Here is a 24,298-nt window from a genome sequence, read left to right on the forward strand (position 1 = left end):
CGGCCTCCTGCTCTGAGCCCTCGACCAGGAACCTGACTGCCCTGCCCCTGCCCTGCCTCCTCCTGAGCTCAGCGGCTACGGCGAACTCCCTGGGCAGGCGGCCCACGTTATCATAACCTACCTCCTCAACGAACTCGCTGAGCGAGGCCCTCAAGCTAAGCCCTCGCTAAGCACCTGAGCTCAGGTTAAAGATCCTAATCCCCAGGAGGTGAGAGCGCCAGCCTGACCGCCGCCCTCATGTTCTTATCCTTAAGGGGGAGCGGGAGGCCCAGGTCGCCCTTTGATGTGCCATACTCATCAACTACCTTAAACTCAACGCCCGCCTCCAGCAGCGCGTCAGCGGCCTCCTCCCAGCCGGTACCAGAGCCCAGGAACACTGAGGAGCTTCCAGATGGGACCGCCTTAATTATTGACGACGCCTCGCGGCCCACCTCGCTGCAGTCTATGGAGGACGCGTGGAACAGCAGGCCGTCTGCAAGCGCCGCGACGCCGCAGGACCTCCTGCCGGGGTCTATTCCAACCCTTAGGCTCGAGAAGCTGCGTAGGGGATAAGCTATGGCCAGGAGCAGCGCCCTGAGCGGGTTCTCCTCGAAGATCTTGGGCCTGCCGTTCACCTTGTCTGCCAGCAGCCTGTACTCAGGGGAGCCGGGCATAGGCATAACGGCTACCTCCCAGAGCGAGGTCACGTCAAAGGTTACTCCCACGCCCTGAGGAACCAACAGCCACAGCCTTCTCCTCAGCTCTCTTATGCCCTCCGGGTCCGCCCTGAGCCAGAGTATCCTCCTGGCGACCCGCTCCTCACCGTGACGGCTCAGCCCGCCAAGGTTTAAAAACCCTCACAAGGCTTGACCTGCGAGATCGCTGCGCGGCAAGGCTTGGTAGAGAGAAAGGGGCAGAAAACGCGTAAGAGTAAGTTTTAAGCCATTCTGCCCTGGTGTTGGGCTTGGAGAAGCTCACGCCCCAGGCGCTGGCCCACAGGATCCTGCTGATCCTCGCCTCATCATTCAGGGATGTGAGGCCAGTCCCATGGTTCCGGGAGGGGTCCCTGCTCTACTCCTACAGGTACTCGTCTGACGCGCCCAAGGACTTCTACATGGTCGTCACCGCGCACCCCGTGCCCGCCCTGGTGAGGCTTGACGGAAGGCCGTACTATGAAATTGACAGGGAGCACCACCAGGTTCCCCTGCCCCAGGGCCAGCACACTGTGACCGCTGAGCTCACCATATACGACGACTTTGGCGAGCCCGCCCTCAAGATGGGCAGGCCCCTGGACCCCCCGAGGGCTTACACTGCGCTGAGGGACCCTGATGGCTACGCGCTGTTCCTCTACGCCTCCTCAGCCCTTGAGGTGGCCCAGTCAACGCATAGCCAGCAGCTCAGGGACGACCTGCTCTCGCTGCTCTCAAGGTCGCTGTCCCTGGTCAGGGTTCCCTCGGTCTCGCCGGCACAGCTTGAGGTGGCCTCTACCATCTACAGGACCAGTTACGACGTGGGGAGGGTGCTGACCTCACTTGACGAGGGCCTGTCCACCGTCTACGTGGAGCCTGAGGGCGTCCAGTTCTCGGAGGCGCTGAGGGCCCTGAGGGAGGGCCTGAAGGAACTCGTCGAAAGGCACGGCAAGCCAGGGGTCGCCCACGTCGTTGGTCATGCACACATAGACGCCGCGTGGCTGTGGCCGTTCAGCGAGACCAGGAGGAAGGTGCTCAGGACAACTGCCACGGTGCTCACCCTCATGGATCAGTTCAGGGACATGAAGTACGTTCAGTCGTCCTCACTCTACTATGAGTGGCTCCAGCAGGACGCCCCTGAGCTCGTTGACAGGATAGCCCAGCTTGTCAGGGAGGGCAGGTGGGAGCTGGGGGCGGGCTACGTCGAGTTCGACCCCAACGTGACCTCGGGCGAGTCCATGGCGAGGCAGCTGCTGTACTCCCAGAGGTTCTTTGAGCGCACGTTTGGCAGGAGGGCAGAGGTGCTCTGGCTGCCAGACAGCTTCGGCTACCAGGCGACCCTGGCCCAGATAGCCAGGCTCTCGGGCATCAAGTACTTCGCTACCCACAAGCTCACCTGGAACGACACAAACCAGTTCCCCTACGGCCCGTTCCTCTGGGACGGGGGAGAGGGGAACCCTATACCCTCGGTTGTCTTCGGCTTCGGGGACAGGGGCTACAACTCCCCGCTGACGGCCTCCTCAGTGCTAGAGCAGTGGGACAGGTGGCCTAGTAAGGAGTACCCGACGCTCATATCCTATGGCTACGGCGACGGCGGCGGGGGACCAACTGAGGACATGGAACTTCTGTTCAATATAATAAACGAGATGCCAGGGCTCCCAAGGCTTGTTCACTCAAGGCCGTCGGAGTACTTCAGCTACATTGACATCTCGTCACTCGACAGGTGGAGGGGAAGGCTGTACGTTGAGACTCACAGGGGCACGTACACCAGCCACTCTAACATGAAGGCCCTTCACTTTGACGCTGAGAGGTGGGTGAGGGAGCTCGAGGTCTGGTCAGCCCTTGCCAACGCCTATGACAGGTCGGAGGTGCAGTCCCTCTGGAAGGTCATAATGAAGGACGAGTTCCATGATGTGCTACCGGGCTCCGCCATAAGGGAGGTCTACGACGAGGTCTACAGGGAGCTGCAGGACGTGATAGACAGGGCCAGGGCCGGGGCCTCCAAGGCCATGTCAATGCTAGCCGGCGACTCGGGAGTCGCCGTGTTCAACTCGCTGCCGTGGCCCAGGTCAGGGTACGTCGTAGTAAACTCTCCGGTTGACGGGGCCCAGAGGGTAGACGAAGGCTACCTTACCTTTGTCAGGGCCCCACCCATGGGCTACTCCTCCCTCAGGCCGGCGGACCCAGGCGACTCAGCTACCGCTAAAGTTGATGGCGATAAGGTCGTGCTCGAGAGCTCCACGCTCAGGGTTGTCATAGAGCGCGACGGCACGATATCGTCAATACTGCTGAAGAAGGGCAACCACGAGTTCGTCCTGGGCAGGGCCAACGAGCTTGCGTTATACCAGAACTCGCCCGGCTGGGCGGACGCCTGGGACATAGAGCCCGGCTACCGCCTCGGCGAGGTCAAGCTCAAGGCCGACTCCGTCACAGTCAAGGAGTCAGGCCCCCTCAGGGCCTCGGCAACCATAACGTACTCGTTCGGCAGGAGCAGGGTCACCGAGGAGGTCAGGGTGTACGCCGGGCTCCCGCTGGTTGAGTTCAAGGTAACAATTGATGCCATAGACAGGGAACAGATGCTCAAGGTGTGGCACTCCTTTAATGTCAACAACGACTACTACGCCTACGGAGCCCCGCTGGGCGTGCTCGAGGAGCCGGCCCGCAGGAACAACAGCTGGGAGAGGGCCATGTTCGAGGTGCCATTCCAGAAGTTCATAGATGTCTACGACTCCTCAAGGGGCGCAGCCATACTGTCGCCTAAGAAGTACGGCGCCAGCGTCTGCGGCAACAGCGTTGGCCTGACCCTGCTCAGGACCCCAGTGTTCCCTGACCCCGCCACTGACCTTGGGAGGCAGGAGTTCACCTACGCCATATACGTCCACCAGGGCGACTGGAGGTCGGCCAACGTGCCTAGGGTTGCCTATGAGTACGCCTTCCAGCTCACGGTGGGCCCAGGGAGCGGCGAGAGGTCACTGATGGAGCTCTCCCCTGATAACCTGGTGCTTGAGGCCGTTAAGGCCCCCGAGGACGGCGACGGCATAGTTGTTAGAATATTCGAGGCCAACAACTCGTCTGGCACAGGGGTACTCAGGGCCCCGTTCAGGGTCAGGGAGGCCAGGAGCGTTAACATACTGGAGGAGGACGAGGTTCCAAGGGAGCTGAGCGTGGATGGCGACACGGTGAGGTTCTCCTACAGGCCCAGGGAGATCATAACGCTGCTCCTCAGGCCTGCCCAATGAGGCCGCTGAAGGCGCCCAGGTCGAGCCTTGCCCTGCCCAGCTTAAGCGCCGCCACGTCACCTAAGTACTCTGAAATCACGGACACAGCGCCAGACCTGGAGGGCCCCCTCTCAACCACGCCAAAGTAGTCGCTTCCAGGCCCCTCAAGACCGACGAGGAGCCCCTGCCAGTCACCGTCAGGCCTCCTGCCCTCTATGGCGAGGCCCTCGAGCCTCAGGGCTCTCCTCCTTGACCTCATAATGCACGAGGCTATCAGCCTGTCCCTGTTGGTCCTCCTCTCAGGGGCGCTCTTAGAGGCAGGCGCAAGCCTGGGTATGACCACTAGGGGGCCTGCCTTCTCGTGCCTAAGGGTAGCCACGGCCTCGTCGTCAAGGCCTATGGCAACCACTGCGTCGGCGTTTACCGCGAGGGACAGCGCCGCCTTAAGCTCAACTCCCTCCTGCGACACCCACCCGTCGGTGTCTATGACGAAGCTGCCCGACAGCCTTGAGAGCCTTATGGCACATGATATGTACCTGCCCTCGAGCCCCCTAGGCGTGAAGTCCCCCACGAGGCAGGCGGAGAGCGGCTGGTCCTGGGGGGAGCCCGGCAGGAAGGGCCTCCTGGGCATCGAGAGGGCCTCAAAGCCGGGGCAGTAGACCTCGTTCTGGCCCACGTCAGTTGATATGAGTGAGTTCACGACGCCTGAGTTATAGAGGTAGGCTGCCAGCGTGCTCTTGCCGCTGTCTGTGGGGCCTACAAGCAGGATCCTCCTGGCGCCCCTGACCTCCTCCACGACGCCCTCTATAGCCTTGAGGGCCTCGCTGTCGCAGGGCTCCGCCTGGCCGCTGACCGCCAGGTCCCCTTCGCCCTCAACTATTACAGTCCTGCCCACAGGCACGGTGAGCGAGGAGCCTGGCGGCACCTGGGCGCCAAGGACCCTCAGGTCCCCTTCATTGACTGTTACTACTGATGGCCCTCTGACAGCTATGCAGCCGCCGAGCCTCAAGGCGAAGCCCAGGCAGAGCTCACGCAAAAAGGTTAATAGCCCCTAACATGGGCTATATGCGATGGCACGCCGCGGTAGTACAGCCCGGCATAGTATGCGGGCCTGTCAAGCCCGTGACCCGGGTTCAAATCCCGGCCGCGGCGCCACGGCGCACCGCCCGCTTACCTCCTTCCCAACAGCCTGAACAGCCTGTCCTCCTCCCTGGCCAGGTCAGAGCCCCTGGCTGCGTCCCACAGGGCGTTGAACTTGGGCTTGCCGGCCAGCTGCTCAAGCGTCCACTCCCTGGCGAAGTCGCCGAGCCATATCTGGGACGCCTCGTCCTCAACTACCCGCCTAACCATGTCATAGAACTTGAAGGCCCTGCTCAGCTGTCCATACTGGCTCGTGGTGGAGTGGAGCTTCAGCTGCTCAAAGGCTCCCATGCTGGCCATCCTCGAGGCCACCTCAGCCATCTCCCCAGAGGCGTACATCTCCAGCAGGACCGCTTCTGGGGGCACCCCGTACTTCTCGGTGGCCACGTCAAAGAATGCCATGAAGCTGGCCAGTATCAGGGGCCAGTTAGTGTGCTCGTCAAGAAGGTCTATGAAGGCCTCCTGCTTGAACGTGACCTTAACCCCAATGCCTCCTGGCCTCCCTATGGCCCCTATGCCGGCGGCTATAGCCGCCGCGTAGTCCCACGCCCTGCCGCTGTGGTCATTTGCGACTCCGATCAGCACGGGATAGCCCATGCCCTTCGAGTGGAGCTCCAGGATGCCAGCGCCTATCATCCTGGGGGCAACCATAACCACGTCATATCTGTCTGGGGGCCTTATAAGGCCGAAGGCGACGTTGTAACCGCTGGCGAAGTCTATTATGGCGTCCCTGTCCCCCACGGCCCTAACCACGTCATTGAAGACCAGGGGCTGAACCTCGTCAGGAAGAAGCATCATTATCACGTCAGCCCTGGAGGCCGCCTCCGGTATGTCATAGACCCTGAAGCCGTCCCTCTCAGCCCTCCTCCTGTACTCATCATTAACGTTGCCAACTATGACATCAAGTCCGCTGTCCCTGAGTACCTTGGCCTGCGCCTCGCCCTGGTTGCCGTAGCCTAGGACCGCTATGACCTTACCCTTTAGGAGCGACACGTCACCTGAGAGGACCGTAGACGACAAGCCCCTTCCCAGTAAATGGTTTAAACGCCGCGGAAATAAAGCTGGTCACTTCACTTGTACCAGAGCTCAGTGGATTCCCTCCTCTTGAGCTCCCTCATCATGGCCTCAAGCCTCTTGTAGACGGTGCCGTGCATCTTGCCCTCCACGAGCATCTCAATCCCGTGCCTGGCTATCATCGCCCTCTCGTAGTCGCCAATTATGCCCACAAGTCCCCTGCCGTCATTAACTGCTATCCTCACGCCCACTATCTCCTCTATGGCCCTCTTTGCCCGCCCGTTCTCGCCTATTATCCTGCCCAGAACCCTCCTCACGTGGTTCTCCTTGTCGTCCAGGGCTGAAGCCACGTCAACCACCACCAGAATCACGTCGTCATCAAATAGCTCTGTAACGTCAGACTGCTGAAAGCCTATGACCAGAGCCTTGACTATGTCCTTAGCCTTGAGCACGTTGGCTGAGCCCTGCGGCGTCAGAGGCTCCACTATGACGGCTGAGTTCTGCTCGTCAACCCTTATGGAGACCCCAAGCCTCTCCCTGACCTGCTTGGAGATCCCACCTATGAGCTCCTTAATCCTCCCCAGCTCCTCAGGCGGCACAGGCTCGTAGGCCCTGGCCTGAGGCTGGGACCTCAGCTCGCCTCCAGGCATTGTTCTAAGGACCTCCTGAGGCTCTCCTCCTTCCCGCTCACGTCCAGCCTGTGAGAGAAGAAGCTAAAGACGTTACTCAGGTCCCTCTCAAGGAGCTCCCTCGACTTGGGGTGGTCGAGGCTCACGGCCTGGGCCACGTCGATTATCCAGGGCCTCCCCTCCCATATCATTATGTTGTACTCGCTCAGGTCGCCATGGACCAGCCTGGCCCTGCACACCATTTTCTCTATGTCATCAACTAGCATGTTGAATATCCTCTTTACGTCCTCGTCCTCGAGCTCCCTCCAGGCCTCCACCAGCAGGGGGGCCCTGAGGCCGTTCTCGCCAAGGAACTTCATGACAAGCACGTTACCTGAGACAGCCACGGGGGCCGGGACGCTGACGCCCGCCCTAGACATGTCCTCAAGGTTGCCGTACTCCTTCCTGGCCCACAGGTAGACGAGGCTCCTGAACTTGGACGGCACCGATGGAAACCTGGGGTCGCCCACTATGTAGTTCTTTATGCTCTTCCTGAACTCCGCCGATGATGTAAGGTATATCTTTACCGCCAGGTCCTCGCCCCTCCACCCCTTGGCCCAGTACACCCTGGCCTCCTTGCCCGCGCTTATGGCTCCCTTGAGCTCCTTGAAGGCCCTCAACGAGTTCCTGAGCCTGTAGACGTGGTAATTAGTGAAGGAGTCGAAGACCTCCTCCACGGTCTTTATTACGTCCTCATCCTTTACCTTGCTCTCCTCCCTGTCAATCCTGATCCTGTGCGGGCTCAAGCGGCGCCCTCACCACTCATGAGGTCAAGGAGGTCCTTAGGTACGAGGCCCTTCTTGGTGAGCTCCTTGGACTCGGACTCGCTGTACCTGTAGACCAGCTCCCCCTTGTTGTCTGGGGTCCCCCAGGGCAGGAAGAGCACCAGGTCGCCCTCGTGTATCCAAACCCTCCTCCTCATCTTGCCCGGTATCATGGCTCTGTACTTATTGCCGTCAGCACAAACTACCTCCACGAAATTACCCCCGAGTATCCTCTCAGTCACGCAGAGCATTGTGCCCTCCTCATCGTTTGGAAGGGGCGTCTCCCCCTTGCTCTGCTTCCTCTTTTCCACCAAGCGCTACTCTTCCCTCCTCACGAGGTAGATGCGCCTCCTGGATAAATAAACTAAGAAGTGGTCGCCCTCATTTACACTTTCAGTGAAGACCTCCACCTGGTCTGAAGGCACCTCTATGGAGCCCTCGTCGCCAACGAGCACGTACCTGTTGCCCTGCTTGCTCAGCAGCATCATCCTCTCCAGGTTCTGGCCCTCGTAGAGCTTGAAGCCCCGATCCCACAGCTCCTCTGGACTCATGGTGGCCCTCTTGCCCGTGTCAAGGTTCACCAACAGCAGGCCGTTCTGGGAGTCCCCCATGTAGAAGTAGGGCATGCCGCCCACGTCCAGCACGTCACCTGGGGACACGGTGGCCAACCTCACGGAGACGTAAAGCTTCAGCCTGTCTCCCCTCCCCTTGTATGTCTCTATTACCTTGGCGTTAAACTCGGACCTGAGCCTCGTGGCGAGCACCCTCGCGGCCGAGTGCTCCCTGACATATACGTCAAGACCCTCCCTGCGCTCCTCAACCTTAACTATGTCGTCACCTATTGATGCCACTATCCTCCGCAGCCTCTCGCCCAGGTGCTTGACCTCGCCTATGGGCCTTGGGTGCGACCTCACCTGCACCACGGCCGTGTAGCCCTCGCCGGTCTTCCTTGAGGAGCACACGGGGCAGAGGGTTGGCTTAAGCAACATCTTGACGACCGCCGTCCCCTTAACCCTGACGTTGCCGTAGCTTCCCTCGAGGTCAACGTAGGCGGTCGCCGCGCCCCCCTGCAGCTCCAGCCTCACGCCGTCTATGCTCACGCCGTCCAGGGGCTCCACGGGCTTAACCTTGTTAGCTAGGTATGCCTCTAAGTAATCAGTTAGCGACTCCTCCAGGCTTGAGTACGGGTCTGACCACCTGCCCGAGGCCCTGTGGGCGTAGCACGACGTGCAGTAGGTGACCTCCACCTGCTCGGGCAGCCTCGCTATGCCGTTCCTCCTTACGAAGCAGTCCTTGCAGAGGCTGCCTATGAACTCCACCTCCCTGCTGCTCCTGCCGCACATTGGACAGATCCTTTCAGGCAAGGCTGTACTTCCAACCTCCCTGCACAGGCAGAAATAGCTCCCTGAAGCTAAATACCTCGGTGGCTTAGGTGAAGGTAGCCGTCTTAGGGGCAGGCCTCATGGGCTCAGCCATGGCCAGGAGGCTTGGCTCCCAGGGCTTCCAGGTGCACTTGTGGGACAGGACTAAGGAGAAGGCGGAGGCGCTGGCGAAACAGGTGGGAGGCCAGGCCTTCAGCTCCCCGTGGAGGGCCGTGGAGGCCGCTGACGCGGCCATAGCGTTCCTCTCTGACGACAACGCAATAATATCAGTGGCCACTGACATGAGGAGGGCCGACGGCCTCCTCTTCATAAACTCCTCCACCATAACCCCTAACACCAGCAGGGCCCTGGCAGAGCACTTCGCGGGGCTTGGCATATGCTACGTCGAGGCCCCCGTAGTTGGCGGGGCCAACGACCTGGAGAAGGGTAGCGCCCTCTTCCTGGTGGCCGGTGACCAGGGGTGCATCAGGCTCTCAAGGGGGGTCCTGAGCGCGGCTGGGGAGCTGATGGAGGTGGGCGGCGGCCCTGGCTCAGCCATGGCGCTCAAGCTGGCCTATAACTCGGTGCTGATAACAACTATGTCGTCGCTTGCCGAGGCCATATCCCTCGCTGAGGCCTATGGGGTCAGCCCTGAGAGGCTGAAGGAAGTGATGAGGAGGACCGCCTTTGCCGGGGTGGCCGAAAAGTACATAGATAGGATGCTCTCAGGCTCGCAGCTTCACTTCAGGCTCTCCCTGGCCGCTAAGGACCTTGAATACGCCAGTAGGGCGTCATTTGACGCCGGACTGCCGGCAGCCGTGACGTCGGCAGCCGCAAGGCTTTACAAGAGCGCTGAGGCCCACGGCCTGGGAGACCTCGACTACACTAAGATAATAGAGTTCGTGAGGCCCAAGAGGCCCTCATAGCCTTGGATTCCATCCTCACGGCTCAGCAGCGGTCCATCAAATCATCGGGCCACTGAGCGCTTCGCCTCTAGAGCTCAAATTTTCTCTAGCTAGGTCGATTACATCTTTGTGGACAAGGAGTTAAGGCTACTTTAGCCTTACTAAATAGACCTGTTGGCTTCTCAGCTGAGCAGCAGTTGAACCCTGAAGGAGCTTAGGTCCTGAAGTGACGAGGGGTCGCAGCTGGCCTCTTTAACGTCGCCCAGGCTCAGGCCGAGCTCCGAGGCCACCTCCTCAAGCCTTGAAGGGTCGTCAGACACTATCACAATAACGGTGCCTCCCTTAGACTTGCTCAGGGCCTCGGACAGCTGCCTTGACCTGGTCGCATACAGGAGGGCCTGCAAGTGCTGCTTTCTAAGCCTCACCCTGCCCTGGTCCAGGTCCTCCCTGGAGTAGGCAAGGTAAAGGGCTGCCTCGCAGGGGTCAGGCCTCCTGCTGTGCCTTAGCACTAAAGCCCTGAGGCCCTGCTCGGCCGACAGCCTCTCAAGCTCATTGTCGTCAACGCGGCCCTCGCAGATAGCCACCAGGTACCTTCCCCACGGGACCCTGACCTCCCTCAGGTCGCAGTCAGCCAAGCCCGGGCACCTTCAGGCCAAGTCTCTCCGTTAGGTTGCCCTCTATATACAGGGGCTGCTGCAGCCCAACCTCATAGTACACGGGCGCGCCGGTTCCGTTAAAGGCTAGGAGGGTCGGCGTGGCACTTATGTTGTGCGACAGGAGGAAGTCTGCAACCCCCTCGACGGCAGGGTACCAGGCCTCTGACTCCTGCTGAGTGACGTTATAGCCCAGGGCGTCAGCCATGTATATTAGGGTGTAGTTTGTCGGTATGATAAGCTGGCTCGTTGTGTGGTTCAGGTACAGCTCTATGTTCCTCGTGTAGTAAGCGTAGTTGACGTCAAGTAGCTTCACGAAGGCCACTGGACCGTAGAGGTGGTAGACCTCGTAGAGTATCTCGAGCATCTGGACGGAGTACTCGTGTATTGGAAGCCCAAGGAATATCACCCTGGCCTGGCTGGTGTTCTCTGAAACGTAGTAGAGGAAGGGAAGGGTGGCATTAAGTTCAAGGGAGCAGTAGGGGCACTCAGGGTCATAAACTACAACTATGACCTTTGATGAGTTAGGGGGGCCCAGCGATATTATCCAGCTGGAGTTCAGCGACTCTATGTCGCTCAGAGTCAGGGGGCCCGACGAGGTCACACTTGACGAGCTTGTCTGGTGCTCTGGTGTGGTGGTCGCCAGGGCCCTGCTATGTGACGAGAATTGCCTCAGTACATAGGCCGCCCCAGCTATGGCCGCAACTGCTATAACTATTATAATGATAGCCTCAACCCTGCTCGTTAATGATTTCCTACCCTTCAAAACACCACCCACGGGCCCCCTAGCCTCTGACGGTAATAAAACTCCTTGAACGTTCTCTAAATTAAGCAACCTCACTGCTTCTGCCCGCCGCTGGGGCTTGAGGACGATGAGGAGCTTCCCTGCTGCGATGTCAGGCTCTTGAGCTCACTCTCGAGCTCCTTCTCTATCTCCTCTATGGGTTTAGGCGGAGGGGTCGTGACAAGCGTGTAGCCTATCCAGGCAAGTATGGCGAGCACCACTATGACTATTATGGAGTCCGTGAGCTTCAGCAGGAACGACGCGGCCAGGCTGGAGAGCGGCGGGTACCACATGGCTACGTTGTAGATAACTATTATGAAAATAGAGATTATCAGCAGTGCCGCGCCAGTAACCTTGTCTCTGGCCATTTACCTTCACCGTCCAGTGAATCCCCTGCTTGTCCAAGTTTTAAGCGTTTCCCAGCACGCCTTATCTCGTTGCCTTAAGGAACTTGAGGGCCTCCCCTAAGACTAATGATGAGAACTCATCGACGCTGAGGGGCCTGCCATCCTTTACCTGGCTCAGCCTGACCACGGTCACGCCCCTGGCCTCGGCCTGACTTAGGACCTTATAGAACTCCTCCTTGACCCTCCTGAGGAACTCCTCGACCTCGTAGCCCTCCCTCCTCTGCCTCTCGGCCACCCTGGACATGGCTACCTCCACTGGGACGTCAATGAATATCAGTAGGTCGGCCTCGGGCGCGAAGCTGTTTACCTCCCAGAGCCAGCCCGGGTCGGCGCCTGAGGCCCCCTGGTAGGCTATGGAACTGTACTTATACCTGTCCATCACGACTATGTAGCCCTGCTCCAGGGCCCCCACGACGCCCCCCGGCAGGGAGGGGTCGCAGCAGAGGTGCCACGACCTGTCAGCGGCGAAGAGCAGCGCCGCAAGCCTTGGCTCAGGCCTTCCCTGGGCCAGGAGTTGCCTTATGACTTGTCCCACCGGCCCCTCCGTGGGCTCCTTGGTATATATGGCCCTGTAGCCCATCGAGGAAAGCCCCTGGGCCAGCAGCCTCGCGTGCGTTGTTATCCCACTTCCGTCTATCCCCTCAAGGGCCACTATGGCGCCTTTCAAGGCCTGACCAACTGACGGCTGGAGGGCATTAATTTACAGCTTACCTCGGATAACCGATATTAGTTAAATAACCTTAAAAATTAGGCACACTTAAAAAAGCCACAGGCAACTAAAAGAGCTTAGAGCTGAAGATGGACGCCAGCAGGCTGAGCAGGGAGATAAAGGACTCGCTTAGGACGTTCGGGCCAGCGTGGCTTGTAATGATAGCCGACGTCGACGTAGCCTCCATAGTAACTGGCTTCCAGGTAGGGGCTGCCTGGGGCTACATAATGGTAAGCGTCATGCTGGCCCTCACAGTGCCCCTCTTTGTGATCCAGGACGCCGCGGGCACCCTTGGGACCGTCTCAGGCATGGGGCTGGGCACTGCCATAAAGAGGCTCTACGGCCGAAGGGCCGCCCAGCTGGCCTCGGTTCCCATGGCAATTGCCGACGTTATGGAGTACGTGGCCGAGTACGCTGGAATCGCCGTGGGCCTTAAGCTCCTGGGACTCCCGGTGCTCCCCGGCCTGCTGGCGATCTTCCTGGTGCACATAGCGGTGGCGTGGAGCGGCAGGTACAGGCACGCCGAGGCCTTCCTGCTGCCCGTGAGCTTCCTGCTCGTGGCGGCGCTGCTCTACACAGCTCTGATCACGAGGCCTGACCCCGGGAGGATCGGCGGCGCCCTGCTGAGCCCCTGGCCCCTCTGGAGGCCTAGCTTCGACTACATGCTGGCAGCCAGCGCGGGCTCCGTGATAATGCCGTGGATGCTCTTCTTTCACTCAGGCGCTGACGTCAGGAAGGGCTTAAGGCCGGAGGAGCTGAGGCCAGAGAGGCTTGAGACGCTCGTTGGAGCCATAGTGTCAGAGCTCCTCATGGTTGCAACAGTCGTCGTAGGCATATTCCTCGGCGAGAGGGCCGGGGCGGCGCTTGATGCCAGGGTTCTTGCCAGCGCCCTGGAGCCGCTGGGCCCAGCAAGCAGGTACGTAATGGGCGTTGGCTTCGTGGCGTCGGGCTTCCTGGCCCTGGTGGTCATATCGCTCGGCTCCGCCTGGGGCTTCCTAGAGGCGGTGGACTTCAAGAGGGGAACCACGGCCTACAGGCTGACCTACGTGCTCGAGAGCCTTCCGGCCCTTGTAATAGTGTCCCTCTCCCTGAGCAACCTAGTCAACCTGATACTTGACCTTATGGCGGCCTTCACTATAATATTGGCGCCGCTGCTCTACATGCTGGGCAGGATAGCCTCCAGGGAGGACATAATGGGGGGCGCGAGGCTCAAGGGCGCGAGGGCAACTGCCTACTGGGTCATGTCAGTCCTTGTCGTGGCCTCAGGGCTTATAGCGATAGCCGCGTCACTCTGAAGAGCAAGGGCTTAAGCCTTCGGACGCCCTTATTAGCCTGGTGCAGCTAGTGGCCGAGAAGCTGATGTTCCAGCTCCTTGACGTGAGCTACTCGGTGGAGGGCAGGAGGCCTGTAATAGAGGTCTGGGCCAGGGACGTAAAGGGCAGGAGGCTCCTCCTCCTGGACTATAACTTTAGGCCCTACTTCTACGTGCTGCCTCAGAAGGACGCAGACCCTGACAAACTCGCAGAGGAGCTGAGGAGGCTCTCGAGGCCCAGGAGCCCCATCACGTCAGTTGAGAAGGTTGACATGAAGTACTTCGGAAGGCCTGTGACGGCGCTCAAGGTGACTACCCTGATACCTGAGAGCGTGAGGGAGTACCGCGACCTGGCCGCCAAGCTTCCAGGGGTCGCGGAGGTCCTGGAGGCCGACGTGAGGTTCTCCATGAGGTACCTGATAGACCTGAACCTGTACCCGATGAGGTGGTATGTGGCTGACGTGGAGCCCGTCAGCAGGAGCGACATAATCGCGGACGGCGCCTATAAGCTCATAGACAGGCCTGTTGAGGAGCCTTCAATGGCCGACGTTGACCCCCTTGACGGCCTCAGAATAATGGCGTTTGACATAGAGGCCTACAACCCGCAGGGCTCGCCCAACCCATCGAGGGACCCAGTCATCATAATAGGGGTCGCCTTTAATAGCGGCGAGAGGCTGCAGCTGGAGGCCGCGGGCCACTCGGACAAGGAGCTCATACAGAAGTTTGTTGACATAGTGAGGACCAAGGACCCCGATATAATAGTTGGCTACAACCAGAACTCCTTTGACTGGCCCTACCTCCTTGAGAGGGCAAAAGTCAACGGGGTCAAGCTTGAGGTCGGCAGGAAGAGGGGCGCCGAGCCTACTCCAAGCGTATTTGGGCACATCTCAGTGCAGGGGAGGCTTAACGTTGACCTCTACAACTTCGCTGAGGAGATAGAGGAGGTCAAGGTCAAGACACTTGACGAGGTCGCTGACTACCTCGGAGTCATGCCTAAGGAGAAGAGGGTCAACGTTGACTGGTGGAGGATAGCTGAGTACTGGGACGACCCAGAGAAGAGGAAGACCCTACTTGCATATAACATGGACGACGTGGTGTCAACCCTAGGCCTCGCCTACCAGTTCCTGCCATTCGGGGCGCAGCTGAGCCAGATAAGCGGCATGCCCCTCGACCAGGTGGCCGCCGCCAGCGTGGCCTTCAGGCTTGAGATGAGGTTTATGAGGGAGGCCAGGAAGCTGGGGGAGCTGGTTCCCAACAGGGCCGAGGAGGAGACCAGGGAGCTGGAGACCTACACGGGCGCCATAGTGCTTGAGCCCAGGCCAGGGGTTCACCACAACGTCGCTGTCCTTGACTTTGCCAGCATGTACCCGAGCATAATGGTAAAGTACAACGTTGGCCCCGACACCCTGCTTAAGGAGGGGGAGACCTGCGAGAAGGTAAATGAGGCGCCGGGCGTCAGGCACAGGTTCTGCGCGGACAGGGACGCGTTCTTCAAGAGGGTCCTGGAGAGGTTCCTTAAGTGGAGGGCTGAAGTAAAGGCTGCCATGAAGAAGTACCCCGAGGGGAGCCCACAGTACAGGCTCCTCAACGAGAGGCAGAGGGCCATAAAGGTGCTCGCCAACGCCAGCTACGGCTACATGGGCTGGGCTGGGGCCAGGTGGTACTGCAAGCAGTGCGCCGAGTCGGTCACCGCGTGGGGCAGGGACCTGATAACCAAGGCGGCCTCCCTGGCCAAGTCCCTCGGGCTCAAGGTCTACTATGGCGACACCGACAGCCTCTTCGTTGAGAACGACCCGGAGAAGGTGGAGAAAGTCATAGAGGGCATAACTAAGGGCCTCGAGTTCGACATAAAGATAGACAAGGTCTACAGCAGGGTCTTCTTCACAGAGGCCAAGAAGAGGTACGCCGGCCTCACGCCGGAGGGCAAGATAGACATAGTGGGCTTTGAGGCCGTCAGGGGCGACTGGAGCGACCTGGCCAAGGACACCCAGGCCAAGGTGGCTGAGATAGTGCTTAGGAGCGATGACGTGAGAAAGGCCGTTGACTACGTGAGGCAGGTGATAAACGACCTCAGGAACGGCAAGGTAGAGGTGGAGAAGCTCATAATATGGAAGACCCTGACCAAGAGCGTTGACAAGTACGAGGCCGAGGCGCCGCACGTGTACGTGGCAAAAATGATGGAGAAGCTGGGCTTCAAGGTCGACGTTGGCTCAAAGATAGGCTACGTCATTGTTAAAGGTGATGGGCCGCTGAGCAGGAGGGCTAGGCCCTACTTCCTGGTGAAGCCGCAGGACATAGACGTTAACTACTATATAGACAAGCAGATAGTGCCGGCGGCGCTCAGGATACTCAGCTTCTTCGGCATCAGCGAGAAGGAGCTCAAGGCGGGCGGCAGGCAGGCCTCGCTCTTCGACTACATAAACAAGAAGTGACAAAAAGGGAGAGGACGGGAGGGGCCCTGGTCACATGATGTCACTGAAAGTCATGAATACAACGTCTCCCTTCCTTGAGGACACCTTGCTTCCTATCCTGGCCCCTATGAGCAGGGCCACCCCCTTCTCAGAGGCCGCGTCAAGGAGCCTCTGCGTTATTATGCCGTCAAAGACGACAGCGTAGACCTTGCCTGGCTCTATCTGCTGCATCCAGTTGAAGAGATCCTTAACCTTGAGCCTCGCCACCTCGTTCCAGGACCTGTCGTAGGCCACCGCCTCAAGCGTCCCCTTAAGCTCCTTCATGCTGTCCAGGACCTGCTTAGGCATTATTAGCGATGTAACGCCCACCTGCTGCTGTTGAGCGGCCTCAGCCTGCTGGGGCTGGGCCTGCTGAGGCGGCGCCTGGGCCTCGACAGCCTGAGGTTGCGGCTGCTGAGGCTGAGCAGGAGGCTGTTGCACAACGGCCTGCTGCTGGGCGGCGGCCTCAGCTGGAGGTTGCGGCTGCTGAGGCTGAGCAGGGATCATGCCAAGCTGCTTCATCGCCTCCTCGGCTGGCACCATCTGGGCCAGGGCCCTGGCCACCTCCTTACCGGTGAGCTGCTCAACCTCCATGCCCTTCGGGGCCCTGGCCACGTAGTCAACGTGCATCTGGCTCAGCACTGTCCTCATTATCATCTCCCCGCCCCTGTCGCCGTCGACGAACAGTATGACCTTCTTTCCCTTGGCCAGCTCAATTATGGTCTTAGGCACCTTCTCCTTGGCTCCCCCTATGGCTATGGTGTTGGTGTAGCCGTAGCGCCCCAGGTTTATTACGTCAGCCCTGCCCTCGACTATTATTATGGTGTCCGACTTCTCGACGTCCGGCCCTGCGGGGAGCTTGTCCTCGCCATACTCTATTACCTTGGGCTGCGTCTCTATCTTCTGCGTTACCTCCCTTATTATCTCCTTTATGTCAGGCTCCTGCTCCTTAACTGTCTGCAGCAGCTCCCTGGCCCTCTGGACTATCCACTTCAGCTTCTCAGCCCTCAGGTCCTCTATTGACTCAACCGTTATCCTTGCAGTGTATGGGCCCACCTTGTCAACGGTCTCTATCATGGCCGCGAGCAGAACTGTCTCTACCCTGTCAAGGTTGCTTGGTATCTGTATCTCGCCCACCGTCTTAGTGCCCTGGTACTTTAGGTCTATGTGGACCCTGCCTATCTTATCCTTGTTCTGAAGCTCCTCTAGGTTGAACTCGGATCCCAGGAGCCCCTCCGTCTGCCCGAAGACGGCCCCTATTATGTCGTGCTTTTCCACCCTTCCGTCGACTTCAAATGATGCCCTTATGAGGTACTTCAACACCTTCGTCACACCTCTTCTCTCCTAAGAGGGCTGTGTCTTGGCTACCCTCTTGCCTCAAGAGGTAGGTGAGGGCGCAGGATAAAAGCCCTTTAATAAGGCCTCCAGGACTTGATCTAAGCTATGCCGCCATAGAAGGTATAGTGCTAGGGCCTAGCATTAGCGCTCCCCCTGCGCAAGGGTCTTTGACAGCCGCTCTATCATTTCCTCCTCAGTCATGGGCCTCTCGACCTTCTCCCCCCTGGCCGCCCTCTCCGCCCTTTCAGGGAAGGTGAAAACTATGTTACTCAGGTCCCTCTCTGTCAGCAGCCCCTCGTACCTCTCCGTGTAGATAACCTTTGAGCCGTCGCTCAGCATCAGCATGGTTGTCGGCGACGCCCTCACGTTGTACTCTATGAACGTCATGGCCCCCCTGGCTGAGGTGCACTGCTGGGTGAACCAGTCGCAGAGCACTATGTAAAGCCCGAAGCCCCTGAGCCTCTCAAGGTTTGACTCAACGAACGGGTACCAGTGCAGGTCATACCTCCTACACACTGGGCACAGGGTGTTGTCAAAGTAAACGACGGAGTACCTCTCGCTGGGGACCAGCGGCGAGGCTGACTCCTCCATCATGACCCAGTAGCCGCTGTTAAAGTCAAAATAGTAGACGCCGTCCGTGGAGTCCCTGCCAAGCCTCTTGGCCTTTATGGGCTCCATGGTCACCCTAAGGTAAGTGAGTCCTTGGTCGAAGTAAAACGCTTTATGTTATATTAAGATATTAAGTTGTCTCCAAGGCTCTCCGCCCTGGGCAGAGTTGAGCGAGGAGGCCATTAGGAGGGCCATTAAGGAGGGGGGAGGATCCCTCTACGTCTGGGAGCTAGCCAGCTCTATGGGCTATAGGGAGGAGGTCGCGAGGGCCCTGTGGTCTATGAGGGAGTCAGGGGAGGTTGACATCAGGGGGGAGGGCAGGGGCTTCGCTGCCTACATGCTGAGCCCTGCCTCATGGTGGGCCTGGCTGGCCCTCCTTGGCGTGGCCCTAGGAGTAATAGCTGCCCTGTTAGTGCCACACTCGCCTGCGCAGCTCGAGTTCATAAAGGTGGCCATGGGCGCGCCGTCACTCTTTTACATACCTGGCCTGGCCCTGGTGAGGGCCCTATACCCTGAGTGGAAGTGGAGGGGGCTAGACGAGGCGGCCCTGGCGATAGTCATGAGCCTGTCCCTGCTGCCCGTCATAGGGATAACACTGATTACCGTAGGCGTTGACCTAACCGTCACCACTACCCTAATTTCTGTGGATGGCCTCTCGGCGGCGCTAATTTTAGTTGCAGCTGCCAGGAGAGCCAGCTACGAGGAGGCCATGAGGAGGGGCTGACGTCATGTTTTTAATGGCACTGACGGCCCTTCACTGGGACGCTGGGTGGCCATCAGGGAGCTGGGCTACACGACCACGGCCTTCGCCGCAGCGCTGGGACTTATAGCCTACTTCTCGCTCAACTACAGGCCCCTGGCGTTCTCCATGATAGGCATTGTCATCGCCGGCGTGAGCGCAATAGTCATCGGGGACTCGCCGAGGCCGCAGCCGCCGCAGCTTAGGTCTATGCTGTCAGCTCTCGGCGTTAACCTGGAAACAGTTCTTGAGGAGACGGACGCCAGGGGCAAGGCAATAGTGATGCCCCCAATGGGAGGAAAGTGCGCTATGTTCATACCACTTAGCGAGGGCGTGGACCCTCAGACGGTGGCCAGGGCCCTAATGAGCACGCCGCAGGGTCTGCTTCCATCGCCAGCCGGGCACAAGGGGGTGCTGGCCTTCCTGCCATCGCCGCTCCCGCTGAGCTCCACTGACATGGAGTCCGCCCTGAGGGAGGTCATTGTTGAGAGGTCCGAGATGGCCAGGGCCGTGAGGCTTGAGGAGAGGGGGAGCAACCTCGTGGTCGAGGCCGTGGGGCCTGTACTGGATGACCTGCCCAGGCTGAACAGGGCGGGAACCCTTCCACTGCTGCTTGGAGCTACGGTGGTGGCCTCCCTTAGGGGCGTCCCAGTCGCAGTCGTCGACTCCTATAGGACGCAGGACGGCTGGGCCGTTGAGCTCAGGCTGCTGGGGGCTGAAAGCAGTGGACAGAAGTGAGGCATTCCTAATATACGTGTTCTTTGCAACGGCCATCATCGGGCTGGCCCTGATCACGGGAGGTGAGAGGTCCCTAGGGGTTTACCTGGGGCTCTACTCCTTAAGCTATTTACCTGCGGCCTGGTACGCTAAGCCCAGAGGATATAGGTACGTGATGGCTATAGCCGCTGCCGTGACGGCGGCGTTCATACTTTACAGCTCCCTTAAGGTGGTGGGGCTTGTACCTTAGGCAGGCCATAGCGCTGGCCGTTGCCCTAGCGGCGTTAGGGGGCATAGTAATTGCTTCGGCCAGCTACTATTCATGGGAGAGGTCCAGGCTTGTCCAGAGCTTCAGCCAGAGTGAAGAACTGCCGTCGCTCCAGCCCTACGTTAATTCTCTCTCGCTCGTGGCTTATGAGTTTGTAGAAAACCTTTCCTCAGTATCAACGCCATCACAGGTGGAGTCCATTATTGAGATTGCCCAGAGGGAGCTCACTGCCACGCCCCAGCTCGCGCCTCTGTTCAACCAGGCCTATGAGGCCTTTAACCTGACCAGGATGGGAGGAAGCTATTACCTGTTGTCACAGAGCTATTATAGCAAGGGTGACTACGCGCTCGCCGCGTACTATGCTAACCTTTCACTTCAATATCTAGCCAGGGCCAACGCCACGCTCTACACGCTAATTTCATATATTTACGTGAGGCAAGCGGAGCTGGGGCCGCAGGTTTACCAGAGTGCCATGGCGTTAGCCCACAGGGCGCTGGCGACGACGGGCCTCTTCACCGAGGAGGACTACATAGAGCTCAAGATAATACAGCTATCCGTCGCCAAGAAGGTTAACGGCGTTGTTACTGTAAACCTTAACGCCCCTAGGCATTACGTGCTTGGGCAGACCTTCTATGTAAACGGCACCGTTCTTGTGAACGGGTCCTCGCCCCTGGGCAACTCTCTGGTAGAAATAGGCGTTGGGAACCTCACAACGCTGGTCACGTCGAACCCCTCTGGCCACTTCAGCGTGGAGCTGCGGCCTATCTACAATGCCTCAGGTCTTGAGTGCGTCTATGCAAAGGTTGTTTCTGATAGCGCAATAATAATAAACAGAAGCCTTACTTCATACGCGTGCGGACCACTGAGCTTCGTCCCTACGCACCTTAACATCAGTGTGAGTCCATCCACCGTCATGCCAGGCAAAGAAATTTTGGTTCATATAGTTTACTCTAATGCAACGTGCAGGCCTAGCTACGCCGTGACCTTAGGCGCCTTAAGCTACAGCGGCGTTATAGTTAACGGCAGCGCGACCGTTAGCATAACCGTGCCCCCGGGGCTCTCGGGTTACAGTAACGTGACCGTGACGGCCTCCCCATATGGCAGCTGTGGCCCCTCGACAGCTACTGCTAGAGTTTACGTTTACAGGCCGCCTGACAGGCCGAGCGAGCTGACGGCGTGGGGCCTCTCGCCAGGCCTGCTGGTAATCTACGGAACCTCGCCAACACCTTCAAGGCTGAGCGTGAGCTTTGAAAACAAGAGCGTATATATGACGGTCTCTAGAGGTGCCTTTATTACAGTAGTTCCACTGCCGCAGCTACAGCTAAGCTACTCAGTGGGCATAGCCATGTATCCGGTTAACGTAACCTTCGCGCCCTACTCAGAGACTGTGAGGTTGGTTACAATACCTACGGAGGCGCCTATTGCTGTGGCGGCGGCCCTGCTTTACATGTCACGTCGCCGCCGCCACAGGCCGGCGTTGCCCAGCCCGCCAGAGCTGAAGACGTCGATAGCCGCGCTCAGCGACGCCTGGAACCTCCTGGTCAGGATAGGCAGCAGGCTTGGGGTGCCGGTGCTGCCGTCAACCACGATAAGGGAGCTTAGCAGCGCCATAGCTTTAAGGAGGAGGGAGCTGGCAGAGAAGCTCTCATCGCTTGCAGACCTCATGGAGAGGGCGGCCTACGGCGGGCTGAGGGATGAGGTCACGGTTGGGAGCATAAGGAAGCTGGTTGACGAGCTGAGGAGGTCCGAGAGGCTTTGAGACTTGGGCTGTCGCTGGGTTACATAGCTCTCGGCCTTGTCCTTGCTGTTGTTGTAGGGCTGGCCATAGGGGCCTCGTGGGGGCGCCCTCCTGGGTCATCGTTGGCGCGCATTGTTAACCTAATTCCTGCGCCTCAGCCAAACGACCTCTTCAGCGGCAGGGCGAGCGTGGCAATAGTCGTGGACCCTGAGCTTAGGCCCACCACAGGTGAGGCCTCCTCCCTCAGGGAGTTCCTCTACATGGGTGGGAGGCTCGTAGTGATAGGCTCAGGGGCTGGCGTCAACGAGCTCCTCAGCTCCTTGAACTCCAGCATAAGAGTCGAAGGGGGCGTGATTGTTAACCCCTCGATTAACGCTGGAACCCCACTGGCCCCGCTTGCGGCCTTCAAGAACTTCACGGTAGTGCTCTTCAACGCCTCCCCCCTTGAGCTTGGCCCTGGGGCCCAGCCCCTCATAGAGGCGCCCCCGAACTCAAGGCTCCTGGTCAACGGCACGCTGACCGGGGGCGGGCCATACGTGGCTGCAGCGTATCAACAGGTCGGCGCCGGAGAGCTAATAGTGATCTCAGACCCATACATTGCCTCTGGCGAGCTACTCTCCCAGGCCGAGAATTCGAACGCTGTGAAGTCCCTTATTAACAGCAGCGACGCCTACATAGTTGAGTTCCTCTGGCTAAATCCCCCGCTGCGGGTGCTCGCCCAGGAGGCGCTTTACTTCGTCCGCTCGCTTGAGGGCCAGGTCCTGGTGATCCTGCTCCTCACGGCCGTTGTAGCCCTCTACCACGGCAGGCCAGCAGCTGAGCGGGCTGAGGAGGAGTTGGAGGCCCTGCTCAGGCTGCACCCGGGCTGGGACAGGGAGAAGCTTAACTCCATAGCTAAGGAAAGGTCACTCCCTGACGGCCAGGGTGATGAGGGTTAGCCCGGCCACCTCCAGCGCCGTTATCGCAAGCATTGGCACGGCCACGTCGGCTGAGAACCTCCTGGCGAGGTAGAGCGAGAGGGCTATAGTGACCAGCATCTGAACGGTGAATACCCCCACAGCCGCTGTCAGCTTCCTACCTATGGAGGTCCTCCTGACCCCTGAGCTGTAGTAGAATAAGAACACGTAGGCGGCCAGCGCGAGGCCGACCACGGAGACGGCTATCTCAACGCTCCAGTACGACATGAGAGTCAGCGCCACCCCAGCCTCCCCTCCTTGACAATCTCCTTCACCCTTCCAAGGGACTCGAGCATGTCCTTCGAAAGGTAGTAGAGCTGCCCATACCTGGGGCCCTCGGTCACCACCAGGCCTGACTCCACCAGGAGCTCCAGGTGGTGCCTGACTGTCCTGTAGTTAACTCCAAGGGCCTCGGCTATCTGGTTTGCGTTTGCAGGCCCCCTGGCGAGCAGCTCCACGATTCTCAGCCTCATCTCCCCTCCCCTTGATCCTATGAAGAGCCACCAGAGCAGGTGGTCCCTGTCTCGGAAGCCGAGGCCCCCCTCAGGCATTCATAAGTTTCCCAGGAGGTCATATGTAAGCCTGAGTAAATAAGCAGATTGAATAAAAAAGACCTTGATTTTAAGTTCAGGTAGTTCATCAAGCCCGTGCCCCTCAGCCCTGGTACTGGCCAGGAGAGTAGCCTGGGGCAACGTCGGAGATTGGGAGCGGGTGCACTATCCAGTACTCGTTGACTATCTGCCACTGCATGGCTGTCGCGTTGTAGTTGTAGTACAGTATCTCAGTCACGTTGAGCACCAGCTCGACCGGGTGCTGGTTAGATGCAGTCGGGTATGGGAACACGACGAACTGCAGCGGGGCCTTTACCATGGCCATGTCTCCCTTGACCTGCACTGTTGGCGGCACGAGGGCATACCAGACCACGTACTCATACATGTTGTCGAACTTTGTCCAGGTGGCGTTAATCGCGGAGATCCCAGTGTAGTTGCCGCTAAGCGGCCCTCCTATCCAGTGCAGCGTGGCGTTCGGCGCGTACTCTGTTATTATCAGGGAGGCGTTCTCTATCGCTATGTCGTTCCAGTGCGCGTAAGCCTGCGCAAGCGCCATCTGCTCCTCTATGTAAGTCTGCGGCGGGTAGCCAGCTATTACGTCGCTGAGCGAGAGCGGCTTGACCTTCCAGACCTCGTGAGTTATCTGGAACTGGGCCGCTGACACGTTGTAGGTGTAGGTCAAAATCTCAGTCACGTTGAGCACCAGCGGGTGTATTGGAACAGCGGTAGGCGCTACTGAGGAACTGCGCGTACCCAGTCACATTGTACTCCACTGGGCTGACCATGGTCACCGTCGGGGGCACAATTGTGTACCAGTAGACAGTCTCATACATGTTGAAGAACTTGTTCCACGTCGCATTAATTGCGGAGATGCCGCTGTAGACGCCGCTCAGTGGTCCGCCAATCCAGTCAAGGGTCGCGTCAGGGGCGTACTGCATTATGACGAGGCTGGGGCTCTCTATGGCTATGTCGTTCCAGTGGCTCATTGCTGCGGCCAGCACAACGTCAACCTGCTGGTTCTTGTACATACTCTCGAGGGCTGAGTAGTCGCTCTGCAGCGAGGAGTACTCGCTCTTAAGTGAAGAGTAGCTGGAGCTGAGGCTTGTGTAGCTGGTGTTCAGGCTGGAGTAGCTGCTCTTCAGCGAGGAGTAGCTGGACTTCAGGCTGGAGTACTTTGAGACCAACGACGAGTACATGACCCCTAGGGCGCCGGCAATTATCACTAGCACAACTACAAGCGCCGAGAGGCCCACCAGCTTTACGTCCACTGTCTCGCCTCAAGGGAGTTTAGGTCAAATTAAATTTAAAATGATTTTTCAAAATTATGTA

26 protein-coding genes and 1 tRNA gene are annotated in these 24,298 nt (G+C 59.0%); 10 read left to right on the top strand and 17 right to left on the bottom strand.

Translation table 11 applies throughout. From position 1 onward, the window contains the following. Positions 1-194: 194 nt before the first annotated feature. Entirely contained in the window at positions 195-719 is a 525-nt protein-coding gene (locus tag ACZ5GQ_RS04280; protein ID WP_498855952.1) for a hypothetical protein, read from the bottom strand. A 224-nt stretch (positions 720-943) separates the two neighbouring features. Here ACZ5GQ_RS04280 and ACZ5GQ_RS04285 point away from each other — a divergent pair, with 224 nt between their 5' ends. Next, complete coding sequence (locus ACZ5GQ_RS04285; protein WP_498855953.1) at positions 944-3,907, top strand: alpha-mannosidase; 2,964 nt, start codon at positions 944-946, stop codon at positions 3,905-3,907. Here the strand turns inward: ACZ5GQ_RS04285 and ACZ5GQ_RS04290 are convergent. Next, on the bottom strand, positions 3,891-4,922 hold the full coding sequence (locus ACZ5GQ_RS04290; RefSeq protein ID WP_498855954.1) for a Clp1/GlmU family protein: 1,032 nt from the start codon (positions 4,920-4,922) through the stop codon (positions 3,891-3,893). The genes ACZ5GQ_RS04285 and ACZ5GQ_RS04290 overlap by 17 nt on opposite strands. A gap of 41 nt (positions 4,923-4,963) precedes the next feature. Here ACZ5GQ_RS04290 and ACZ5GQ_RS04295 point away from each other — a divergent pair. Next, positions 4,964-5,041 (top strand) — tRNA-Asp (locus ACZ5GQ_RS04295). A 15-nt stretch (positions 5,042-5,056) separates the two neighbouring features. Here ACZ5GQ_RS04295 and ACZ5GQ_RS04300 read toward each other — a convergent pair. Genes ACZ5GQ_RS04300 through ACZ5GQ_RS04320 form a run of 5 tightly spaced genes read right to left on the bottom strand, consistent with a single transcriptional unit; the run spans position 5,057 to position 8,836 of the window. Continuing rightward, positions 5,057-6,046 carry a ketol-acid reductoisomerase gene (locus ACZ5GQ_RS04300; protein WP_498855955.1) on the bottom strand — a complete coding sequence of 330 codons (990 nt, stop codon included), beginning with the start codon at positions 6,044-6,046 and terminating at the stop codon, positions 5,057-5,059. 50 nt (positions 6,047-6,096) lie between these two features. After that, a complete protein-coding gene (locus ACZ5GQ_RS04305) occupies positions 6,097-6,690 on the bottom strand; it encodes a KH domain-containing protein (RefSeq protein WP_498855956.1) in 594 nt (197 codons plus the stop codon). Further along, positions 6,672-7,454: a serine protein kinase RIO gene (locus ACZ5GQ_RS04310; RefSeq protein ID WP_498855957.1), complete on the bottom strand. Its 783-nt coding sequence runs from the start codon at positions 7,452-7,454 to the stop codon at positions 6,672-6,674. The genes ACZ5GQ_RS04305 and ACZ5GQ_RS04310 overlap by 19 nt, the downstream gene beginning before the upstream one ends. Then, a complete protein-coding gene (locus ACZ5GQ_RS04315; RefSeq protein WP_498857369.1) occupies positions 7,451-7,783 on the bottom strand; it encodes a translation initiation factor aIF-1A in 333 nt (110 codons plus the stop codon). Before ACZ5GQ_RS04315 ends, ACZ5GQ_RS04310 begins: the two co-directional genes overlap by 4 nt. A 6-nt stretch (positions 7,784-7,789) precedes the next feature. After that, the gene (locus ACZ5GQ_RS04320; protein WP_498855958.1) at positions 7,790-8,836 is read right to left on the bottom strand and encodes an NMD3-related protein; all 1,047 of its coding nucleotides are present in this window, start codon (positions 8,834-8,836) and stop codon (positions 7,790-7,792) included. A gap of 68 nt (positions 8,837-8,904) precedes the next feature. Between ACZ5GQ_RS04320 and ACZ5GQ_RS04325 the strand changes: the two genes are divergently transcribed. Continuing rightward, on the top strand, positions 8,905-9,759 hold the full coding sequence (locus ACZ5GQ_RS04325; protein ID WP_498855959.1) for an NAD(P)-dependent oxidoreductase: 855 nt from the start codon (positions 8,905-8,907) through the stop codon (positions 9,757-9,759). 161 nt (positions 9,760-9,920) lie between these two features. Here the strand turns inward: ACZ5GQ_RS04325 and ACZ5GQ_RS04330 are convergent, their stop codons facing one another. The 4 genes from ACZ5GQ_RS04330 to tmk all read right to left on the bottom strand — a co-directional run bounded on the left by ACZ5GQ_RS04330 (position 9,921) and on the right by tmk (position 12,249). Then, on the bottom strand, positions 9,921-10,373 hold the full coding sequence (locus ACZ5GQ_RS04330) for a hypothetical protein (protein WP_498855960.1): 453 nt from the start codon (positions 10,371-10,373) through the stop codon (positions 9,921-9,923). Further along, positions 10,366-11,157, bottom strand: coding sequence for a DsbA family protein (locus ACZ5GQ_RS04335; RefSeq protein WP_498855961.1), 792 nt, complete (start codon positions 11,155-11,157; stop codon positions 10,366-10,368). The genes ACZ5GQ_RS04330 and ACZ5GQ_RS04335 overlap by 8 nt, the downstream gene beginning before the upstream one ends. A gap of 71 nt (positions 11,158-11,228) precedes the next feature. After that, positions 11,229-11,543, bottom strand: coding sequence for a transcriptional regulator (locus ACZ5GQ_RS04340; RefSeq protein WP_498855962.1), 315 nt, complete (start codon positions 11,541-11,543; stop codon positions 11,229-11,231). A 61-nt stretch (positions 11,544-11,604) separates the two neighbouring features. Continuing rightward, a complete protein-coding gene (tmk, locus tag ACZ5GQ_RS04345; RefSeq protein ID WP_498855963.1) occupies positions 11,605-12,249 on the bottom strand; it encodes a dTMP kinase in 645 nt (214 codons plus the stop codon). Between the two features lie 131 nt (positions 12,250-12,380). Between tmk and ACZ5GQ_RS04350 the strand changes: the two genes are divergently transcribed. Both ACZ5GQ_RS04350 and ACZ5GQ_RS04355 read left to right on the top strand, forming a co-directional pair. Beyond that, positions 12,381-13,586: an NRAMP family divalent metal transporter gene (locus ACZ5GQ_RS04350; RefSeq protein WP_498855964.1), complete on the top strand. Its 1,206-nt coding sequence runs from the start codon at positions 12,381-12,383 to the stop codon at positions 13,584-13,586. Positions 13,587-13,650: 64 nt separating this feature from the next. Next, the gene (locus tag ACZ5GQ_RS04355; protein WP_498857370.1) at positions 13,651-16,035 is read left to right on the top strand and encodes a DNA-directed DNA polymerase; all 2,385 of its coding nucleotides are present in this window, start codon (positions 13,651-13,653) and stop codon (positions 16,033-16,035) included. Positions 16,036-16,065: 30 nt separating this feature from the next. On the opposite strand, the gene dnaG is transcribed toward ACZ5GQ_RS04355, so the two are convergent. Next, complete coding sequence (dnaG, locus tag ACZ5GQ_RS04360) at positions 16,066-17,376, bottom strand: DNA primase DnaG (protein ID WP_498855965.1); 1,311 nt, start codon at positions 17,374-17,376, stop codon at positions 16,066-16,068. A gap of 156 nt (positions 17,377-17,532) precedes the next feature. Then, positions 17,533-18,069, bottom strand: a complete 537-nt coding sequence (locus ACZ5GQ_RS04365) for a hypothetical protein (RefSeq protein ID WP_498855966.1) — start codon at positions 18,067-18,069, stop codon at positions 17,533-17,535. 97 nt (positions 18,070-18,166) lie between these two features. On the opposite strand from ACZ5GQ_RS04365, the gene ACZ5GQ_RS04370 reads away from it, so the two are divergent. From ACZ5GQ_RS04370 to ACZ5GQ_RS04390, 5 genes are read left to right on the top strand one after another with little or no spacing between them, the layout of a single operon-like run. Further along, entirely contained in the window at positions 18,167-18,724 is a 558-nt protein-coding gene (locus tag ACZ5GQ_RS04370) for a DUF8471 domain-containing protein (protein WP_498855967.1), read from the top strand. A 45-nt stretch (positions 18,725-18,769) separates the two neighbouring features. Further along, a complete protein-coding gene (locus ACZ5GQ_RS04375; protein ID WP_498855968.1) occupies positions 18,770-19,477 on the top strand; it encodes a hypothetical protein in 708 nt (235 codons plus the stop codon). Next, positions 19,464-19,706 (top strand): hypothetical protein, encoded by a 243-nt coding sequence (locus tag ACZ5GQ_RS04380; protein WP_498855969.1) that lies wholly within the window; start codon positions 19,464-19,466, stop codon positions 19,704-19,706. The genes ACZ5GQ_RS04375 and ACZ5GQ_RS04380 overlap by 14 nt, the downstream gene beginning before the upstream one ends. Continuing rightward, positions 19,696-21,483 (top strand): DUF4129 domain-containing protein, encoded by a 1,788-nt coding sequence (locus ACZ5GQ_RS04385; protein ID WP_498855970.1) that lies wholly within the window; start codon positions 19,696-19,698, stop codon positions 21,481-21,483. The genes ACZ5GQ_RS04380 and ACZ5GQ_RS04385 overlap by 11 nt, the downstream gene beginning before the upstream one ends. Then, positions 21,480-22,400: a DUF4350 domain-containing protein gene (locus ACZ5GQ_RS04390; RefSeq protein WP_498855971.1), complete on the top strand. Its 921-nt coding sequence runs from the start codon at positions 21,480-21,482 to the stop codon at positions 22,398-22,400. Before ACZ5GQ_RS04385 ends, ACZ5GQ_RS04390 begins: the two co-directional genes overlap by 4 nt. Here ACZ5GQ_RS04390 and ACZ5GQ_RS04395 read toward each other — a convergent pair. The 4 genes from ACZ5GQ_RS04395 to ACZ5GQ_RS04410 all read right to left on the bottom strand — a co-directional run bounded on the left by ACZ5GQ_RS04395 (position 22,368) and on the right by ACZ5GQ_RS04410 (position 24,237). Further along, positions 22,368-22,661 carry a hypothetical protein gene (locus ACZ5GQ_RS04395; protein ID WP_498855972.1) on the bottom strand — a complete coding sequence of 98 codons (294 nt, stop codon included), beginning with the start codon at positions 22,659-22,661 and terminating at the stop codon, positions 22,368-22,370. The two genes, ACZ5GQ_RS04390 and ACZ5GQ_RS04395, sit on opposite strands and share 33 nt — an antisense overlap. After that, positions 22,652-22,969, bottom strand: coding sequence for an ArsR/SmtB family transcription factor (locus ACZ5GQ_RS04400; protein ID WP_498855973.1), 318 nt, complete (start codon positions 22,967-22,969; stop codon positions 22,652-22,654). Before ACZ5GQ_RS04400 ends, ACZ5GQ_RS04395 begins: the two co-directional genes overlap by 10 nt. Before the next feature lie 103 nt (positions 22,970-23,072). After that, positions 23,073-23,663, bottom strand: a complete 591-nt coding sequence (locus tag ACZ5GQ_RS04405; protein ID WP_498855974.1) for a hypothetical protein — start codon at positions 23,661-23,663, stop codon at positions 23,073-23,075. Beyond that, positions 23,656-24,237, bottom strand: coding sequence for a hypothetical protein (locus tag ACZ5GQ_RS04410; protein WP_498855975.1), 582 nt, complete (start codon positions 24,235-24,237; stop codon positions 23,656-23,658). The genes ACZ5GQ_RS04405 and ACZ5GQ_RS04410 overlap by 8 nt, the downstream gene beginning before the upstream one ends. Between the last annotated feature and the right edge of the window lie 61 nt (positions 24,238-24,298).

Source organism: Caldococcus noboribetus, from assembly GCF_055389385.1.

Bases quoted from the DNA above. Each gene is read 5' to 3' on its own strand.
- ACZ5GQ_RS04350 (WP_498855964.1), top strand. From the start codon at position 12,381: ATGGACGCCAGCAGGCTGAGCAGGGAGATAAAGGACTCGCTTAGGACG.
- ACZ5GQ_RS04305 (WP_498855956.1), bottom strand. From the start codon at position 6,690: ATGCCTGGAGGCGAGCTGAGGTCCCAGCCTCAGGCCAGGGCCTACGAG.
- ACZ5GQ_RS04340 (WP_498855962.1), bottom strand. From the start codon at position 11,543: ATGGCCAGAGACAAGGTTACTGGCGCGGCACTGCTGATAATCTCTATT.
- ACZ5GQ_RS04355 (WP_498857370.1), top strand. From the start codon at position 13,651: ATGTTCCAGCTCCTTGACGTGAGCTACTCGGTGGAGGGCAGGAGGCCT.
- ACZ5GQ_RS04400 (WP_498855973.1), bottom strand. From the start codon at position 22,969: ATGCCTGAGGGGGGCCTCGGCTTCCGAGACAGGGACCACCTGCTCTGG.
- ACZ5GQ_RS04365 (WP_498855966.1), bottom strand. From the start codon at position 18,069: ATGGAGCCCATAAAGGCCAAGAGGCTTGGCAGGGACTCCACGGACGGC.